The following is a 17742-nucleotide window of genomic DNA, read 5'->3' as shown; positions in this document are numbered from 1 at the left end:
ATTGGGTAATCAGCAGCCAAGCCCCTAAGTCTCTTATTGAGATATGGGGAAGGTTCAACGACCATCCCGTGGGAGGGAGTAGGGCAATGCCCGAAGCGCCGAGCACCCAAACCGTAAAGGCCGGTGGGTGAAGATATGGTCTATTCCCTTTGCAAATATGCCGAAAGGCAGGGTGTAAAAGATCGATGTGGATTACAGTTACGCAGGTGCCCGTTGGGTGCAAAATTATCTAAAACGAAAATATGGAGATGACAAAGTTGCACAAATTGGAACAAAAGGTACATTAGCCGCAAAAGCATCCGTTCGTCTAGTAGGAAAAACACTTGGATATGATGCGCACATCGTTGATGAATTTGCAAAAGCTATTCCGAATAAACCAGGCATTAAATTAATCGAAGCATACAACCAAGAAGAGCGTGTTAGAGCATATGCAGACCACTATAAAGAATGGTGGGAAGCAGCATTAAAGCTTGAAGGTCACGTTCGTTCATTTGGCGTTCATGCCGGAGGAATTGTTCTTTCGCCAGTTCCATTAACCAAAGTCGTTCCTTTAAGACTAGATAGTGAAGGACTTGTCACTACTCAATATGACATGTCTTGGATCGAAAAGCTCTTGGTTAAATTCGATATACTTAAACTTGATACATTGGACTTGATTAAGAAAACACTTGAATATGCCGGACTATGGGGCAAATTCGATATCGAAGACATTGATTTAAACGATCCGTATGTATACGAAAAAGTTTACAATCAATTGAATCTAGGCGGCATTTTCCAATGTGAGTCTGACTTATATAAAAGCATTATTGCAGAAATGAAACCGAACTGTTTTGAGGATATATCGGTTATAATGGCGTTAGGCCGTCCAGGCCCGCTAGACCTAATCCCTTCTTACATCAGACGAAAATGGGGTTTTGAGAAAGTCACATATCCATTCCCTGAATTAGAACCTGTATTGAAAAAGACATATGGTATATTTGTGTATCAGGAGCAGATTATGGAATCATCTCGTATTATCGGAAATCTTACAATGGGACAGGCTGATTTACTAAGAAAGGGAATTGGAAAGAAGAAACATGACTTAATGAACCGATGGATAGATTTAATGATCTATGGTAGTGAAATTTATAAACAAAGACACGCAGAACTAACAAAGCAATATCCAAACCAAGAGGATATACCACTCAACGAAGAAGGAAAACCAATTATTTGGGTGGATTACGAATACGAAGATGTTCCATTTGTAGAAGGCGGCATAAACAGAGGATTTGATGAGCAAAAATTACTAGAATTGAAAAAGCAGTGGATTAAATTCGGAGATTATGCGTTAGAATGAGCCATTTATTGAACTTATTTATATTAAATGTAATTTAGTATATAGGAAGGAGAATTATGAAAAGCAAAGGCATACCATACAATCAGTTAACAGAAAATCATAAAGAACAGATTATTGAATTATATTACAAGAATGTATCTTTCGAAGACATACACAAAATGCTAGGAGTATCAATGAGATCAGTTAGTCGTGTTTTAAAAGAAGCTGGAATTAATACACGTTTAAAAAATAGGTACACATTAAATCATGATTATTTTGAAGAAATTGATACTGAAGAAAAAGCGTATTGGCTCGGGTTCTTATATGCAGATGGATTTGTAGGAAATGAAAAATATAATAATATTGTCTTATCTCTGAAACAAAGCGATATTGGACATATTGAAAAATTTGCAAAAGCTATATCTTACACAGGAGATATACGAATTACTAAAAGGGGAAATAGTTTTAAACCAACATCAAAACAAGCTATCATTAATTTCAGTTCTAAAAAAATGGCAAGTGATTTAAGACATTGGGGATTGTTTCCTGGAAAATCAACAAAAATGAAGAAATTTCCAAGCATTAATAAAGAGCTTATAAGACACTTTATTAGAGGTTATTTTGATGGTGATGGAAGTATAAGTTGCTATAGAAATATTACACGTAAAAAAGGAAAAACATATATATATCAAAAACCTAATATAAGCATAATTGGTACTGAATCATTTATTAAAGAAATGGCTACATACTTGCCACATGAAACACGTTTCATAGAATCACATAGTGAAAATATGATATATTTACTTGCAACAGGGAAGAAACCTGTATATACAATCATGTCATATTTATATAACAACGCAACAATATATTTAGAAAGAAAGTTCAATAAATGGCTCGAAATAGCGCCTTTATGCAGGAATGCATAAAGAAAAACCTCGAATATGCGGGGAAGCCCTTAGAGCCTTTGCTACCACCCTTTATGGGCACCAAGGGTAATGACCGAGGTATGGTAACAACGCAAAGGATTGGGTGATCCGCAGGGCTGATAGCGTAATTGCTATCCCCTCAACGACTGACGAGAGGCATCCAGACCGGATGATGATACAGTCTACTCCGCTACGAAATATCGGGAAACCGACGGTACTAAGGTCAATAAATCTCATTCAGCTTCTTATGCCAAAGTAAGTATAATTACCGCATGGCTCAAAGCCTACTACCCGGTTGAATTTATGGCAGCATTATTAACAATTGCTGAAGGTAAAAAAGATAAAAATGGTGATAATAAAACCGTTCGCTACATAAAAGAATGCGAACAAATGGGAATTAGAATTTTGCCACCGGATATCAACAAATCAAAAGATTCATGGACACCAATTCGTTACGATGAACCAAAAGACGGTTACATTGGTGAAATTCGTTTTGGATTATCAAGTATTTCCGGATTCAGTAGTAAAACAGTAGAGAATATCTTATTAGGACAACCATATGATTCCGTACAAGAACTGATTGAAAAAACAGATCCATCCAAAGTGGACAGAACAAAAATTATTAGCCTTATTAAAGCAGGGGCATTTGATTCGATTGATCCGAATCGAAATAAATTGCTGCGAGAATTTCTAAAAAATCGAAATGAAGATTACTCAGAGATCCCGGAAAGAACCAATAAATCACATATCATTCAATATGAACGTGAATTATTAGGTATGAGTATCTCCGTTCGATCCCGTTGGGAAACTATCGAAGATGGAAAAGAAAATATCCAATTTACAGGACATCTTTTACGTATTGATCCATTTATCGCAAAGAAAACAGGAATTGAACATTGTAGAATAACATTACAAACAGCAGAAGATGAAATACAATGCATGGTATTTAATCGGGAATGGATGCAATTTAAGCCATATGCCATTGTTGGAATGAAAGTAACATTTAAGGGCAAGAAAAGTGATGACAAACTGCTTGTTAACTATATACAAATACATTCAGAGTAACACCAAGGAGGAAACATTATGAAATGGCTTAAACAAACTTTCAAGAAATTAGAAAACATCCTTACAATTGTGATTGGAATTATTATTATTATGTGTTTTCTATATATACAAGAAATGTAATGGCTGGGGTAATCAAATATCCCAGCTTTTCTGGAGGTTTAAATCATGGAACTAATAGGAGCATATTTGCAAAAAAGGCGAACAAATATCACTAATCATCCATTACCCTTCATATTAATTACAACGATTAGTACTCTTACAGATATATCAGATCCTAAGATCAATATTAAAGTCTTAACTCTCATCAAAGATATTGAAATAAGAAGAAGGCTTGATTATATTCATCCTATTGGTCATATCAATTTTGGAGACGAATGCCGTGTTATCATGACAATTACTTTTCAAACTGCATCAGACATGTATACATTTTGGGATCATTTCAGAGAAAAACCATTTATAATCAACAATGACTGTTTTACTGGAAAAGCGAGAGTACTTGCACTTTCTAATTTTATAGAAACAGAAGAAGGGATTGATGTAAAATTAGAAGTTGCTATGGAGGAAATAACACTTAAAAACCGCAATATTGCTAGTTTTTTATAAAAATATATTGTAACACAATACATTTTGTTTTATTATTGTATCAGAAAGGGGAGAATCAAAGAAAATGACATCAGAATCTATGGAATTAACAAAAGCACTCACATTCACGGAATATCAACATTTGGCGCAACGAACAGCCAATCATGTTTTAAACGAAAAAACTCGCTTGGCTGCTGCTGGATTGGGTGTAGCAGGAGAAGCGGGAGAAATTGCAGATCACATTAAAAAATTTATTGCACATGGCCATGAATTAGATCATGAAAAACTTAGCAAAGAAATTGGAGATGTACTATGGTATTTAGCAGAACTTTCTACTTTATTAAAAATAGATTTAGCTGCAATTGCCATGAGAAATATTGAAAAGCTGAAAAAACGGTATCCAGAAGGATTTTCAGAAAAACGAAGCATTAATCGTAATGAAGAAGAAGAATAAAAATGGTGATGTTAATGGATATTATCCATTTTATCGCCACCAGTATTTTAGTCAGCCTATGGATAGGATTCTTATATTACATCAAATTTAAGGAGTGAGACAAATGGTTGCAATTAAAGATATTCCAGGTGTACAAGTTTTTCGAGATATACGAAACTCTCTAAAAAAACATCCAACTAAAAAATATAAAACTCGCTCCTTGGGAGTTATTACTCATATTGTCGTACATCACTCATTAACAAAAACCGGATCAGCAAAAGCATATGCCGAATATCATGTAGATACAAATGGTTGGCCAGGCATCGGATATCATTTTCACATTGCTAAAGATGGAAGCGTTGATTGGACAAACAGTTTAGAAACTATTTCATATCACGTTGGAAATAGCAATAAAACATCCATTGGTATCGTTTTAACAGGTGACTTCCGTGTAGAAAAACCAACTGAAGCGCAAATGAACTCTCTTATTGCACTAATTCGTTATTTGAAAAAACTATTAAGCATTCCAACAACTAATGTAAAAGGGCACTCCGAAATGCCGGGGTATTCATGGAAGCAATGCCCATGCATTGACATGAATGATCTCCGTAAAAAAGTAGATAGCTCTTTCGCATTGCCACAAAAACCACAAAACAATACACCAACACCAGATTATTATGTCGTACAACGAGGAGACACATTATGGAATATTGCAAAACATCTTAATACTACAGTCCAACAAATACTGCAATGGAACCCAGAAATTAAAGACCCAAACAAATTGCAAATCGGTCAACGTATTCGCTTAAAACCATCAGCATCTAATAACGCATCTTCCGGAACTAATGCTTCCACTCCAGCAAAAACCAAATATGTACTGCCAGATGGAATTTTAAAATTAGGAGACAAAGGGGAAAAAGTAAAACAATTGCAAAAAGCATTGAACGCCATCAATTTCAAGTGTGGCAAAGCGGACGGTATTTATGGACCAAAAACACAAGATGCTGTACGTAGATTTCAATCTATGTATGCAGCATTAAAAGATGACGGAATCTATGGGCCACAAACAAAACAATTTCTTTATCAAGAATTGAAAAAGAGGGGGCTGATTTAAATGGCTCTCTCTACTCAAGACATCAATATTCCAATCAAAACAACGAAAAAAGGCGGAAGAAGAAAATAAAGTAAAGGGGAAGAAGAGATGAACTATAAATATCTAAGCGACTTGCATGTATCATTTGATCATTTACGAAAGCGATTAGGATTACCAGAAGAAGTAGAAATCGTTCGAGCGCATGTGGATGATATTACCGGTTCTATTCATTTTATTTTACAAAGTCAAGAAGAAGTAAAACATATTACATTTCCTACGAGAAGAGGAGAAGTTCCTAGAAAAATAAGACTTAATGAACGTGATGACAATCATGATGGCGGAATAAAAGTGAAACTGCCAATATGGTGAACAATTACCAACAAAAGGAGAGCAGCAAGATGAGAATCTGTTGGACAAAAGGAGAAGGGAAGAAAGCATTAGAATATATTATTCGGCGCAGAAAGGAAAATGCTTCTTTTGCTGTTATTGCGGATGAAGTTAATCATCGTTTTCGTCTTAAAAAACCGGTTACTAGAAGTGCAGTAAGACACGCTTATTTAAAATATGTTGCCGATAACATAGAAAATGATTTACATACGACAACCAATACGGAAGAAATTGTGTCTATCTATGATCAGATTGAAAAAGAAGAGAACGAAGAAAATGAAATCGAAGAAGTCATTCGGCAAGCAAAGGAAAAAGCAAGACGAGAACGTGATAAACGCATCATGCAAAAATTATTAAAAGAGCGTGGTGCCACTGAATTAATTATTGAAATGTTTAAAGAACAAATACAAGCATATGAATGGATGGATATTCAACCTCCTGAACCTGTCAATATCTTCCCAAAAACAGAAGAAGCATTGCTTTTATTCTCTGATGCACAAATTGGTGAGCATATCACATTAGAAGAAACAAATGGACTTGGAGAATACAACATTCATATTTTTAAAAAACGGATGGATAGTTTGGTAAAGCAAATTCGTGAATTTACTTATATTCATCAATTGGCGCACAATATTGATACATTAAATATTTTTATGCTAGGCGATAATGTGGATGGCATTGGGATCTATCCGGGACAAGTTCACCACTTAGATGCTTTGGTTATTGATCAAATGCTAATTGGGAGTGAAAAAATAGCAGAATCTTTATTAAAACTATTAGGCACATTCAAAAAGATTAAAATTACAGGCATTGTTGGTAACCATGGACGTATTGGAAGAAAAGGAGAAAATCCAAGCTATGTGAATTTTGATTACTTGTTATACAAAATGCTCGAAAGACTATTGATTAACTATAAAGATAGAATTGAATGGCATATACCAAAATCCAATTGGACATTAACGCATATTGGAAAAGTTGGATTTTTGTTGTTGCATGGGGATACAGTCAAAGCATGGAATGGCATCCCTTATTACGGAATTGACAGAGCAGATGCACGATTAACCAAAATGCTCAGTGCGCATGGAAAAACATATCAATACTTATGTATGGGACACCATCATAATCCAGGAGATGTCGATTCAGCAAACGGAGAAAAAATCTTGAATGGAACAATGGTTGGTGGATCTTTATTCTCCATTAATCAATTACATACTACAAGCCGACCTAGTCAATGGTTCTTTGGAGTTGATCCAGAGAAAGGAATCACATGGAGATACAAAATTCTATTAGATGAGGAATAAAAGGGGAAATATGAATATGAACTGGGAATGGATTATTAAAAAAATATTCATTATCTCTGTTTTGACGATTTTTGGCCTTTTATATCATTATACTAATTTACTTGTTGCTTTATTATTCATGTTTTACATTCTATTAAACAATCAAATCAATATAATAGGAGATTTAATAGAAACAAAAGAAAAGACAGAGGAGATACAAGAAACATGGACGAGTATCTTTACTATACGAAAGCGTTTATAGGAATATTGCAGTCATCACTAAGCGAAGAAGAGTTAGAACGCTCCAAAAAAGCTGGCCTGGAAATGCTCGAAGCCATTACAAAAATCAGTGAAAAATATCAATTAAGCATTCTTGAAATGTTAAATACAACATTAGGAATTCATGAAGCAATATTAGAAACAGCACAAGAACAACTGGATAAATAACATAGCAGCAAGAAAAAGAAGGTGACAATATGCATCACAAATTATTCTGCTTAGTTGGCCCATCCGGGGTAGGGAAAGATACCATCAAAAAGGAAATTTTCCTACCCCATGTGATTTCTTATCGCACTAGACCGAAACGCAATGGAGAAATCGATGGAGTAGATGGATATTTTATCAGTAAAAAGGAGTTTATAGAACGAGATCAGCGAAATGAATGGATAGCTAAAACAGTATATGATGGCCATTACTATGGAATAACTAAAGATCAATTAAAAACATTATACGACTGCCCAATGATTTACGTAATTGACTGGAATGGAGTCATGACATTGAAAGAATCCTTTGCAAAGAATCCTGGATGGGATCATCACAAAATTATAAGCATCTTTCTTCACGCTCCTATTAAATCATTAAAACAACGAATGATTTCACAAGGAAGAGATCCAAACACGATTCAACGCAGACTCAATCAAGCAGAAAAAGATTACGAAGCAGCAAAATATTGCGATTATATAGTAGAAAACAAAGATGGACAACTAGATAAAACCATAAAAGATATTTATGAAATTATTATCCGAGAGTTGCTATCGTTATCCAAGAATTACTAAAACAAAAAACCTGCAATAATTGCAGGTCTAATATATAATGATTTATCTTTAAATAAGCAAGAAGACTCCCACCTCTTCAGGTGGGAGATGAATTGCGAACATAGTCTTTTAAAATTTTGACCACTAAATTACTAAAACTTCTATTATCTTGCTTAGCAATTTCTTCTAGTTGTTTTTTTAACTCCTTTGGAATAGTGATTAAAGTTCTCGTATTATCTTTTGAGATAGTCATAATATCACCTCTATATGTATTTTAACATGATGACACTCAATTGACAAGGTGATAACACTATGTTATAATAGCGTTGAAAGTGAGGTGATATCATGAAAATGACTTTTAAATATTATCCAAAATTAACTCCATTACAACAATCAATAATAGAAGAATTGTCTTATCACACAACAAAATTATATAACATAGTAAATTATGATAATAGAGAAAATGGATTTAAAAATTATATTGAAACTGAAAGGTTGTATAAACAAAATTATCATACACAATTTTTACATTCACATACTTATCAATGGTGTTTGAAAATATTAGAACAAAATTGGAAGTCATATTTTGCATCTATAAAAGATTATGAAAAAAATCCAAATAAGTATTTAGGAAAACCTAAACCACCAAAATTTAAGAATAATAAAAACAAAAAGAATGAGGTAATTTTTACAAAAGCAGGCATAAGATATAAAGATGGAATATTAAAATTATCATTATCAAAAATAATGAAAGATAAGTTTCAGGTTCAAAGTTTAAATTTTGACATGAAGAATGTCAAAATACCTGTAAACTTATCAAGAATACAACAAATTAGAATTCAATGGGATAAATCATCAAAAATGTGGTATTTGTTAATTATATGGGATAAAGAAGTAGAAAACAAAGTAACAGGTAATAATGTAATGGCAATTGATTTGGGATTAGATAATCTTGCTACTTGTGTATTTAAGGATAATGAACAATGTATTATTTTTAGTGGCAAGCATTTAAAAAGCAAGAATGCTTATTATAATAAAAAAATAGCAAGATTAACTTCTATTGCTATGAAACAATGTAATGATAGTAAAAATTTTAAAAGAACAAAGAAAATAATAAAATTACAAAAGAAAAGAAATGATTATATTAAAGATAAATTACATAAAATAAGTAAAAAAATAATAGAATTAGCTCTAACAATGAATTGTAATACAATAGTTATAGGTGATATTAGAGGAATCAAACAAGAAAATTACGCTAAGAGTTTTGTGCAAATACCACAACAAGAATTAGTCAATAAAATAAAATATAAGGCAGAGTTGGTAGGATTAAAGGTAGTAATGATTAATGAATCTTATACAAGTGGGTGTAGTGCAATAGATTTAGAAGAAATAAATAAAGCTAATTACAATAAGTCAAGAAGAATAACAAGAGGTCTTTTTAAAACAAATAATGGCATGTTAATTAATGCTGACGTAAATGGGGCATTGAATATATTAAGAAAATATATCAAAGGTATTCCCAGAGCAATACAAATTGCGAGGGATAATGGGTGCTTGAACCACCCCTTGAGAATAAGGGTAGTGTAAACTACCAAACTTCTCAAGAATCTCCACCTTCTGTAAGGTGGAGAGGTTCAAGGTTATGGATATAAATGCCAAATAACCCTCTTCTTGAGGGTTATTTGGCATGCCCAGCATTTGGTTTTCTCTTCATCCTTTGATTGATTTTTCGAACATGCGTATCATCCTAAAAAATTTTATACCGATAACTTGACGGGTATGAGGCGCTCTCCCCTCTTTTTATTATTGCGCTACTTCTGGTTTTTCGGAAGTGACACCAACATCTTTCCATGTTAATTTTGAGCTAGGGTCGACGGTAAAATTTTTCACACGATTGTTTACCGCATAAATAATCGAGCGGTACAGCGTCGGGATGACAGGTACTTCTTCATTCATCAGCGCTTGCCATTCGTTGTAAATTTTCTTGCGGTATTCTTTATCGAATGCTTGCTCGGAATGTCCTTTTTCTAACAATTCATCATTTTTCTCGTTCACCCATCGAGAATAGTTAAACATCACATCGCGTCCATATAATCCATACGGGTCCACATCGGTTCCAGTGTACCACGCCGCGGCGAACACATCGACTTTCGGGTTATCTTTTTCAACCATGTCATAGAACGAGTTGAATTCCGCCAAGCGGCCATCAACCAGTTGCACATTCAAACCGACGTCTTTCCAGCATTGCATGTAAAATTTCGCCAGCGGTTCGGCAATATCCCCGCCGCTCATTGACAGGAAGTTAATCGTAAACTTCTTGCCGTTTGGATCTTCACGGAAGCCGTCGCCATCGACATCTTTATATCCTGCTTCATCCAGCAATTTTTTCGCCTTTTCTGGATCATACGTATATCCTTTTGCGTTTTTATCATGGTATCCTGGGAAGGATGGCGGAATTAACGTCGTTGCCGGGAAGCGTAAACCGTGATAAAGTCTGTCTGCGACTTCCTTGTTATTAATCGCGTATGCCATCGCTTGGCGAAGCTTTTTGTTTTGGAATTTTGGATTATCCATCACGTTTTCTTGCTTCTTCGCATCCCAGTGGCCGAGTTTAAAACCGATGTAGTTGTAAGCTAAATCAATTTTGCCGACAAATTGAATGTTTTTTGTCCCTTTCGCGTTGACATATTGATCTGTCGGGAATTCCGCAATGTCAATCTCGCCTTTTTTAAGAGCTTGCAATACGACTTGCGGGCTGACGACTTTTAAAATAACGCCTTTTAAGTTCGGCTTTCCGGCCCAATAATCGTCGTTGCGGACGAATTCGACCGATTCGCCTGGAACGATCTTTTTCACTTTAAATGGACCAAAACCAATTGGGTTTTTGCGGATTTTATCCGATTTCGCCAAATCTTTAATTGGAACATCTTTTAAATAATGTTTTGGAAGCGGATATGCCCAAATGCCTGTCAGCACAGATGGATTGGCATGTTTCCATGTAATGGTTAGTGTTTTGTCATCAATGACTTTAATTCCGGAAATTTTGTCCGCTTTTCCGCTATGGTATTCCTCCATGCCGACAATGTCTTGAATGAGCGCATCTCCGTAGCGGACACCCGTATAATCTTTATGGCCGATGACTAAGTAAGCGTATTCTAAATCTTCCGCTTTCACAGGCTCACCGTCATGCCATTTGACATTATCTTTGATTTTAATCGTTATCGTTTTTTTGTCATCGGAAAGTTCGTATGTCGCTGCGCCATCATTCGTAATTTCATAGTCTCCGTTTGTACGGAAAAGTGATTCATCGAAAAATTGCAAAATTTCCGAATCGAATGTTCCTGTATATAACGCGTAGTTCAACGTTCCTTCAAATGGTGTATCGGATACTAATCCGTATTTTAATACACCATCTACGATTTTCCCGTCATTTTTGACGGTCATTGGGAATTTGCTGATGTCTTCCTTTTGCGCCGTTTGATTTTTGTTGTCTTTGTTGTTTGTGGAGTTGCTGCTGCACGCCGTTAATCCTAATAAAAGGACAACGAGCACCACAAAAAACTTCCACTGCCATTTTTTTCTCACTGTTTTTCTCCCCCTTTATCCTAATCGTTGTCTTGCATCCGCCGCGCGTTTTAACGCTTGGCCGATAAAATTTATACACAACATCATTACTAAAATAAGCAATGATGCTGGCAGCCAAACCCACCATTTATTTTGCAAAACATCCGGATTCATCGCATAGCTGACCAGCGTCCCTAGACTTGGCGTGCTTTCCGGCAATCCAAAGCCTAAATAGCTTAAGCCTGATTCAATTCCAATATTCCCGGCAAGGTTTAATGTTAAGTTTACGATGATGATCGAACTTAAATTAGGTAGAATTTGAAAAATAATAATTTTCCAATCTGGCGTACCGAGCGTTTTCGATGCACTTACGTAGTCCAATTCCCTCTCCGCCAGCGTTTTCGCTCGAATAAGCCGCGCCTTTCCTGTCCATAAAAAGGCACTCATAATGAGAATAAACGTAAAAACATTATATTTAGGGACAATCGCCACAAATACGATCACAATCATTAAAAATGGCAGCACAAGGATAAAATCGATAATACGCATGATAATATTATCAATAACTCCCCCATAATATCCGGCAATAAGGCCAACCGTAAGCCCGATCAAACCAGTGATCAGCGTGATTGCCAAACCAATGGTAAATGAATTTCTTGCACCGATAATAAGCTGCCCGAAAATATCCCTTCCCCCATAATCCGTGCCGAGCCAATGCTCTGCGGACGGCGGGGAGTAGATAGCCAGCAAGTCCACTTTGACAATTTCGTCTTGGTCTAATAATAATGAAGCTCCATATACAACGATCAAAATCAAGGAAAGAAGAATGAGAGAACCAAAAGCTAACTTATCCTTCACCAATTCACGCCACATAATAGAGAGACTTGAAGGACTTTTTTCATTTTTTGCATGGATATCGCCTAGTTCCGCTTTCATCATTGTGTCCCCCATTCTATTACTCAATGCGAATACGTGGATCAACAGCGCTTAAGATAATATCGGATAAAAGCGTCCCGATTAAGGTAGCAAGGCCGGAAATCATCACGAGCGCGGTGACAACGCTGTAATCCCGCTGCAGAATTGATTGCAAAAACAATTGTCCAATCCCTGGATAACTAAAAATAGATTCGAGAAAGATCGATCCGCCAATTAATCCTGTAATCTCATATCCTAAGAAAGCAGCAATCGGCAAAAACGAATTTCGTAAAATATGGCGCCAATAAATGCTTGATTCCGGCACTCCTTTTGCGCGCGCGGTTTTAACAAAATCTTTCAGCTTTGTATCGATAATTTCACTGCGCAAATATTGAATCGTCCCGACCGTATTGATCAGCGCTCCAGACAGAGCCGGAAGCAAAAGATGGTTCAGCTTGCTTACATAATAGTCAAACGTTCCTTTTTCCACTTGAATATCGACGCTTCCTCCCGTCGGAAACCATCCTAGTTTGAACCCAAAAATAAACAACATAATTAACGCAAAGATAAACAACGGTGTTGCAAAGCTAACGTAGCTGTATCCAACGATTAACTTATCCGCCCAAGAGTCGGTCCATCTTCCTGAAATAATTCCTAAAGGAATCGCGATCATATACGTTAGTATCAAAATCGCGGCAGATAACAAAATCGTATTCCACATTCGCCCAGCTAGCAAATCGTTGACAGGCTGCTGATGAGTATAGGACATGCCAAGATCTCCATGCAGCAAGTTTTTAATCCAACGTACATATTGAATATGTATCGGATCATTAAGTCCGAGCTTTTCTTTCATTTCCTCTAATGTTTGCGCATCCATTTTTGGATTTCCTGCCAATTGTCCTGTCAATGCATCCCCCGGCATCGCCTTTGCCAGCAAAAATACGAGAACACTTAAAAGAAATAGTTGCGGAATCATCATTATGATTCGTCGCAATATAAATTTCAGCATCGTGTCGTCTTCCCCTCTTTACGGAATCGCAACGGAATGCGTCTTGGAGATTTTCTTTAACGGATACGCCTTGCCTTCATCATCAAAGTAGCGATGGTACGACTGCTTGTATTCCCTTTCGACTTCTTCGCGAAGCTGAAACTGCTTTTTTCTCTGCCGCGGATCCGCGTTTGGAATTGCCGAAAGGAGACGCTTTGTATAAATGTGCTGCGGATTATTAAAAATTTCTTCGCTCGTTCCTTCTTCGACAAATCTGCCGCGATACATAATACCAATGCGGTCACACATATGACGGATAATGCCTAAGTCATGGCTAATAAATAAATATGTAAGCTGAAATTCTTTTTGAATCTCTTTCATAAAATTTAACACTTGCGCCTGCACCGATACATCCAATGCGGACACTGGCTCATCGGCAATAATGAGCTTTGGATTGAGCGTAAGCGCCCGTGCAATGCCAATCCGCTGCCGCTGTCCTCCGGAAAACTCATGCGGATATTTATAAATCGACTCTGGATTCAATCCTACTCTTTCGATAAAATATTGCACTTTCCGTTTTTCTTCTTGCGGCGATAGCTTTTCAAAATTGCGGATCGGTTCGGCGATAATATCAAGCACACGTTTGCGCGGATTAAGCGAAGAATACGGGTCTTGAAAAATCATTTGAATGTCTTTTCGATACGGGTAAAACTGCCTGCGGCTTAGTTTTGTTAAATCGGTGCCTTCTAATAAAATTTCACCTGCTGTCGCTTTAATGAGCCCGATAATCGCACGCCCCGTCGTCGTTTTTCCGCATCCTGACTCTCCGACAAGCCCATACGTTTCTCCTTGCCTCAGCTCAAAGCTAACATCGTCTACCGCCTTCACATAATCGATGATGCGGCGAAAAAATCCTCCGCGTACTGGATAATACACTTTTAAATGATTGACTTTAAGAAATGCCATGGCCCACGTCCCCTATATGATCATGTGGAAAGTAGAAATGCTGATAACATGTGCAGCGAACCCAATGTCCTGGTTCGACTTCTCGCAAAATTGGATTTGGTTCATGTTTTGACTCATCAATCCAGCTAATTCGCGATTTGAATCGACAGCCCGTCCGCGGCATTTTTTGCAAGGAAGGAACAATTCCTTGAATGACGTGAAGCTTTTCTTTACGAGTTTGCGCGGAAGGAATCGACTGCAATAATGAGCGTGTATATGGATGAAGCGGATGGTGGAATAATGTTTCCACATCTGCCAGTTCAACAATTTCCCCAGCGTACATGACCGCTACGCGATCGGCCATTTCCGCAACTACCCCTAAATCATGGGTAATCAAAATAATGCCGGTTTTCATTTGTTGCTGCAGTTCTTTCAATAGTCCCATAATTTGCGCTTGAATCGTCACATCCAAGGCAGTTGTCGGCTCATCTGCAATGATAAGCGATGGTTCGCAAGCAATGGCGATCGCAATCACAACCCGCTGTCTCATTCCCCCTGAAAGTTCATGAGGGTAACGATGATATGTTTTTTCCGGATTCGGAATGCCGACACGTTTTAACAGTTCTAACGTGCGCTGCCGTTTTTCCGCCGAGGATAATTTCGTATGATAGTCCATGCTCTCTTCAATTTGTCGTCCTATCGTCATCAATGGGTTCAATGCCGTTAATGGGTCTTGGAAAATCATTCCGATGTCTTTACCGCGAATTTTGTTCAACTGTGAAGTAGATAACGATAATAAATTCGTTCCTTTAAATGTAATGCTTCCTTCTAATTTTGTCTTTTGTGGCGGATGCAATCCCATCACCGCAAGTGCCAGAGCGCTTTTTCCGCACCCCGACTCTCCAACGATCGCCACTACTTCGTTTTCATTCACCGTAAGGGAAACATCATCAACCGCTGCATAATACTGATCTTGAATTCGAAACGAAACGCGTAAATGATCTATTTCTAAGATTGGTTTTCCGGTCAATATATTCTCCCCTTTATAAAATTTATCGAATTTTACAAATATTTTATTACATGTTTTTTACAAATTCAATTGATTTTTGGCTCTTCACCACAAAATGTACTTGACAATCAGGTTGTTTTCTGATCAAGGGTACAAAAAATGCGAAATTTCCTGTATGGTAAAGGTGACCAAACCATCAACCATGGAGGAAATTTCGCATGCAATCTCAGTTTATCAAAGATTTGATCACTTTACCAGGCTTTTATATAAATCCAGTTTGAAATTCCGACATGTTTAATCAACCTGCATCCTTGTCTATACTGCTCCTAAATGAGTAAATCAAAGGAGCGGAAGAAGAATGAGGAAAAAAGGATTACAAATTACAAACGATCATGGTTGGACGATCGAACGTCTTCAAGAACAGGAACGCAAAATGAAAAAGGCGAACATGGCAAAACGAATTGCAGTCATTCGTCTGATTATGCAAGGCTATTTGGGGATCCAAGTCGCTGATCTCTTGAATCTCCACCGTGAGACCGTTTCGATTTACGTGCAAAAGTTTAATCAAGGTGGGATGGATGCGCTATTAGAACGTCGATACGCCCCGGGCAGAAAGCCGTATCTATCTCCAGAAGAAGAACGGGAATTAAAAAAAATGCTGGAAGAAAGCACTCCTGCCGATGAAGGATACGGCATTGAAACGGGCTGGAATACCCGGATTATTCAACATGTGTTAGAAGAGAAATTTTCTGTCACCATGTCCCGTGGCGGTATTGGTGATATGCTTCATCGATGGGGATTTCGCTATACACGCCCTACGTATACCCTCAAACGGGCCAATCCACAAAAACAAAAAGAGTTTCAACAGGAGATGGAACTAAAATAAAATTGATCAAAAGGCGAGGATATGGGTATCGAAATATCCAGCGTTTTACTTTGCGTGTCCGTCTAGAGACCTCTATCACATTTTAACGTAAAAATCAAGTACATCTTTTGGTGATGAACCAATTTTTACTCCTTTCGGAAATATCATACAACAAAAGGGGTGAATTTCCATATTTTCGACATAACAAGACAATTTTCGATGAATGAATTTTGATTTACACGTAGTATCTTGATGACAGAGTCATCAAAATACCGATAAAGATTGTTTTCCGCCCCACGCACTCGCTTGTACGTATCTCTGTTAACGCCCATCAGATCAAGCAGTTCCCGACGACTCAATTTCTCTTTTCGTTTTTTCTTCCGTTTTTTCATGTCCACCACTCCAAAATAAAAACGCCACCCAATCGGGTGACGCCCTGCTTCAACATATCCCACGATACCATCATAACACGTCTAAACAGAAATATTCTGTCGTTTTTCTGTCATTTTTCTTTCAGTTTTCTGTCATTTTTAAAATTTATTATTCAGAATATCGTTAAGTATTTTCCCTTGGAAATATGATGTTTTCTTCGAATAATACGAATAGTTAGCATAATAAATAAATAGTATAAGTGCATTCAGATGATGTATAAAATTTTGTGTCAAGCATTTGTGTAAATTATCACTTTATTTCGGAACAAAAGAGCCATTTTTTTGCACAATTCTTCAGAAAGCCCTCTCCCCTTTTCTGAAAGAATGTGCTAAATTTTTTGTGAATTATTTCGGAAGAGAAAATCCATCGGTTCAGAGGAGGGGGAGGAGGACGTGATTCAATTTCATGACTTTGGCATTGACGTCCAAACGTATGCAGAGCGTGGAAAAGAAAACAACTTCCCTCTTCTGACACAGTGTCCGCATTGCCGGGCCAAGCGCCCGTTACCTCTTTGGATCGCTTCACGTGCATCGGGTTTGTCATGACGAGAGGAATGCCCTTCTCGTCAAGAAAGTAAGCGAGATTGAGCCAATAATGTCCCGTTGGCTCGATGCCAACGATCACCTCGGTTTTTTCAAATTCCTTCATGGCTTCCACGATGCACTGGTACAACCATTCCAATCCTTCTCTCGATTGCGGAACGGGAAACGATTTTTTCAGCACCCTCCCTCGCTCATCCACAAAGCAGGCATAATGTTTTTTCTTTGCGATATCCATCCCAACAACCATCGTTTGATCGGTGACTTGATTAATCTTCTTGTTTGAGATAGAATGCATGTATAGTCCTCCTTGGTATCCAAATTAGGGGTCAATTCGGTTGATTGACACCCCCGAATCATACCAAGAGGG

Annotated in this window: 19 protein-coding genes and 3 pseudogenes; 14 read left to right on the top strand and 8 right to left on the bottom strand. The window is 37.2% G+C overall.

The window, feature by feature from the left end; all coding sequences use genetic code 11:
• Positions 1–187: 187 nt before the first annotated feature.
• The 10 genes from B9L23_RS07410 (at position 188) to B9L23_RS07360 (ending at position 8136) form a co-directional block, all read left to right on the top strand.
• A complete protein-coding gene (locus tag B9L23_RS07410) occupies positions 188–1336 on the top strand; it encodes a DNA polymerase III subunit alpha (protein WP_245842312.1) in 1149 nt (382 codons plus the stop codon).
• Between the two features lie 56 nt (positions 1337–1392).
• A complete protein-coding gene (locus B9L23_RS07405; protein WP_089097146.1) occupies positions 1393–2241 on the top strand; it encodes an RNA polymerase sigma factor sigma-70 region 4 domain-containing protein in 849 nt (282 codons plus the stop codon).
• Between the two features lie 303 nt (positions 2242–2544).
• Positions 2545–3306 carry a helix-hairpin-helix domain-containing protein gene (locus B9L23_RS07400; protein ID WP_089097145.1) on the top strand — a complete coding sequence of 254 codons (762 nt, stop codon included), beginning with the start codon at positions 2545–2547 and terminating at the stop codon, positions 3304–3306.
• A gap of 165 nt (positions 3307–3471) precedes the next feature.
• Positions 3472–3909, top strand: coding sequence for a hypothetical protein (locus tag B9L23_RS07395; RefSeq protein ID WP_089097144.1), 438 nt, complete (start codon positions 3472–3474; stop codon positions 3907–3909).
• A 64-nt stretch (positions 3910–3973) separates the two neighbouring features.
• The gene (locus tag B9L23_RS07390) at positions 3974–4342 is read left to right on the top strand and encodes a nucleoside triphosphate pyrophosphohydrolase family protein (RefSeq protein WP_245842310.1); all 369 of its coding nucleotides are present in this window, start codon (positions 3974–3976) and stop codon (positions 4340–4342) included.
• Positions 4343–4445: 103 nt separating this feature from the next.
• Complete coding sequence (locus B9L23_RS07385) at positions 4446–5435, top strand: N-acetylmuramoyl-L-alanine amidase (RefSeq protein WP_089097143.1); 990 nt, start codon at positions 4446–4448, stop codon at positions 5433–5435.
• Positions 5436–5522: 87 nt separating this feature from the next.
• Entirely contained in the window at positions 5523–5783 is a 261-nt protein-coding gene (locus tag B9L23_RS07380; RefSeq protein WP_089097142.1) for a hypothetical protein, read from the top strand.
• Complete coding sequence (locus B9L23_RS07375) at positions 5777–7102, top strand: metallophosphoesterase family protein (protein WP_141103843.1); 1326 nt, start codon at positions 5777–5779, stop codon at positions 7100–7102. The genes B9L23_RS07380 and B9L23_RS07375 overlap by 7 nt, the downstream gene beginning before the upstream one ends.
• Positions 7103–7306: 204 nt before the next feature.
• Positions 7307–7528, top strand: coding sequence for a hypothetical protein (locus B9L23_RS07365; protein WP_089097139.1), 222 nt, complete (start codon positions 7307–7309; stop codon positions 7526–7528).
• A 29-nt stretch (positions 7529–7557) separates the two neighbouring features.
• Positions 7558–8136 carry a guanylate kinase gene (locus B9L23_RS07360; protein WP_089097138.1) on the top strand — a complete coding sequence of 193 codons (579 nt, stop codon included), beginning with the start codon at positions 7558–7560 and terminating at the stop codon, positions 8134–8136.
• A 76-nt stretch (positions 8137–8212) separates the two neighbouring features.
• On the opposite strand, the gene B9L23_RS07355 is transcribed toward B9L23_RS07360, so the two are convergent.
• Positions 8213–8368, bottom strand: coding sequence for a ribbon-helix-helix domain-containing protein (locus B9L23_RS07355; protein WP_089097137.1), 156 nt, complete (start codon positions 8366–8368; stop codon positions 8213–8215).
• A gap of 92 nt (positions 8369–8460) precedes the next feature.
• Between B9L23_RS07355 and B9L23_RS07350 the strand changes: the two genes are divergently transcribed.
• The gene (locus B9L23_RS07350) at positions 8461–9702 is read left to right on the top strand and encodes an RNA-guided endonuclease InsQ/TnpB family protein (RefSeq protein ID WP_089097136.1); all 1242 of its coding nucleotides are present in this window, start codon (positions 8461–8463) and stop codon (positions 9700–9702) included.
• A gap of 216 nt (positions 9703–9918) precedes the next feature.
• On the opposite strand, the gene opp4A is transcribed toward B9L23_RS07350, so the two are convergent.
• Genes opp4A through B9L23_RS07325 form a run of 5 tightly spaced genes read right to left on the bottom strand, consistent with a single transcriptional unit; the run spans position 9919 to position 15557 of the window.
• Positions 9919–11700: an oligopeptide ABC transporter substrate-binding protein gene (opp4A, locus tag B9L23_RS07345; protein ID WP_089097135.1), complete on the bottom strand. Its 1782-nt coding sequence runs from the start codon at positions 11698–11700 to the stop codon at positions 9919–9921.
• Between the two features lie 15 nt (positions 11701–11715).
• On the bottom strand, positions 11716–12618 hold the full coding sequence (locus B9L23_RS07340) for an ABC transporter permease (RefSeq protein WP_089097134.1): 903 nt from the start codon (positions 12616–12618) through the stop codon (positions 11716–11718).
• Between the two features lie 16 nt (positions 12619–12634).
• On the bottom strand, positions 12635–13603 hold the full coding sequence (gene opp4B / locus B9L23_RS07335) for an oligopeptide ABC transporter permease (RefSeq protein WP_062753252.1): 969 nt from the start codon (positions 13601–13603) through the stop codon (positions 12635–12637).
• Between the two features lie 18 nt (positions 13604–13621).
• A complete protein-coding gene (locus tag B9L23_RS07330) occupies positions 13622–14548 on the bottom strand; it encodes an ABC transporter ATP-binding protein (RefSeq protein ID WP_089097133.1) in 927 nt (308 codons plus the stop codon).
• The gene (locus B9L23_RS07325) at positions 14535–15557 is read right to left on the bottom strand and encodes an ABC transporter ATP-binding protein (RefSeq protein WP_015863592.1); all 1023 of its coding nucleotides are present in this window, start codon (positions 15555–15557) and stop codon (positions 14535–14537) included. The genes B9L23_RS07330 and B9L23_RS07325 overlap by 14 nt, the downstream gene beginning before the upstream one ends.
• Before the next feature lie 337 nt (positions 15558–15894).
• Here B9L23_RS07325 and B9L23_RS07320 point away from each other — a divergent pair, with 337 nt between their 5' ends.
• On the top strand, positions 15895–16422 hold the full coding sequence (locus tag B9L23_RS07320) for an IS630 family transposase (RefSeq protein WP_089097132.1): 528 nt from the start codon (positions 15895–15897) through the stop codon (positions 16420–16422).
• A pseudogene (locus B9L23_RS21660) lies at positions 16404–16508 on the top strand (transposase); the annotation flags it as partial. The gene B9L23_RS07320 and the pseudogene B9L23_RS21660, both read left to right, overlap by 19 nt.
• A 57-nt stretch (positions 16509–16565) precedes the next feature.
• Here the strand turns inward: B9L23_RS21660 and B9L23_RS07315 are convergent.
• On the bottom strand, positions 16566–16793 hold the full coding sequence (locus B9L23_RS07315) for a hypothetical protein (protein ID WP_089097131.1): 228 nt from the start codon (positions 16791–16793) through the stop codon (positions 16566–16568).
• A 432-nt stretch (positions 16794–17225) separates the two neighbouring features.
• Here B9L23_RS07315 and B9L23_RS20905 point away from each other — a divergent pair.
• A pseudogene (locus B9L23_RS20905) lies at positions 17226–17339 on the top strand (DUF6431 domain-containing protein); the annotation flags it as partial.
• On the opposite strand, the pseudogene B9L23_RS07305 reads toward B9L23_RS20905, so the two are convergent.
• Positions 17311–17670, bottom strand: a pseudogene (locus B9L23_RS07305) (IS110 family transposase); the annotation flags it as partial. The pseudogenes B9L23_RS20905 and B9L23_RS07305 overlap by 29 nt on opposite strands.
• Positions 17671–17742 lie beyond the last annotated feature (72 nt).

This window comes from Parageobacillus galactosidasius (genome assembly GCF_002217735.1).
GTDB lineage: Bacteria > Bacillota > Bacilli > Bacillales > Anoxybacillaceae > Parageobacillus_B > Parageobacillus_B toebii.
Note: the sequence above shows the minus strand (reverse complement) of the source record. Positions and strands in the feature narration are given on the sequence as shown.

What these genes read in the sequence shown, in the direction of transcription:
- B9L23_RS07340 (WP_089097134.1), bottom strand. Translation starts at nt 12,618, where the DNA reads ATGATGAAAGCGGAACTAGGCGATATCCATGCAAAAAATGAAAAAAGT.
- B9L23_RS07315 (WP_089097131.1), bottom strand. Translation starts at nt 16,793, where the DNA reads ATGAAAAAACGGAAGAAAAAACGAAAAGAGAAATTGAGTCGTCGGGAA.
- B9L23_RS07380 (WP_089097142.1), top strand. Translation starts at nt 5,523, where the DNA reads ATGAACTATAAATATCTAAGCGACTTGCATGTATCATTTGATCATTTA.
- B9L23_RS07365 (WP_089097139.1), top strand. Translation starts at nt 7,307, where the DNA reads ATGGACGAGTATCTTTACTATACGAAAGCGTTTATAGGAATATTGCAG.
- B9L23_RS07330 (WP_089097133.1), bottom strand. Translation starts at nt 14,548, where the DNA reads ATGGCATTTCTTAAAGTCAATCATTTAAAAGTGTATTATCCAGTACGC.
- B9L23_RS07385 (WP_089097143.1), top strand. Translation starts at nt 4,446, where the DNA reads ATGGTTGCAATTAAAGATATTCCAGGTGTACAAGTTTTTCGAGATATA.
- B9L23_RS07390 (WP_245842310.1), top strand. Translation starts at nt 3,974, where the DNA reads ATGACATCAGAATCTATGGAATTAACAAAAGCACTCACATTCACGGAA.
- B9L23_RS07350 (WP_089097136.1), top strand. Translation starts at nt 8,461, where the DNA reads ATGAAAATGACTTTTAAATATTATCCAAAATTAACTCCATTACAACAA.
- B9L23_RS07355 (WP_089097137.1), bottom strand. Translation starts at nt 8,368, where the DNA reads ATGACTATCTCAAAAGATAATACGAGAACTTTAATCACTATTCCAAAG.
- B9L23_RS07405 (WP_089097146.1), top strand. Translation starts at nt 1,393, where the DNA reads ATGAAAAGCAAAGGCATACCATACAATCAGTTAACAGAAAATCATAAA.
- B9L23_RS07320 (WP_089097132.1), top strand. Translation starts at nt 15,895, where the DNA reads ATGAGGAAAAAAGGATTACAAATTACAAACGATCATGGTTGGACGATC.
- B9L23_RS07360 (WP_089097138.1), top strand. Translation starts at nt 7,558, where the DNA reads ATGCATCACAAATTATTCTGCTTAGTTGGCCCATCCGGGGTAGGGAAA.
- B9L23_RS07375 (WP_141103843.1), top strand. Translation starts at nt 5,777, where the DNA reads ATGGTGAACAATTACCAACAAAAGGAGAGCAGCAAGATGAGAATCTGT.
- opp4B (WP_062753252.1), bottom strand. Translation starts at nt 13,603, where the DNA reads ATGCTGAAATTTATATTGCGACGAATCATAATGATGATTCCGCAACTA.
- B9L23_RS07400 (WP_089097145.1), top strand. Translation starts at nt 2,545, where the DNA reads ATGGCAGCATTATTAACAATTGCTGAAGGTAAAAAAGATAAAAATGGT.
- B9L23_RS07395 (WP_089097144.1), top strand. Translation starts at nt 3,472, where the DNA reads ATGGAACTAATAGGAGCATATTTGCAAAAAAGGCGAACAAATATCACT.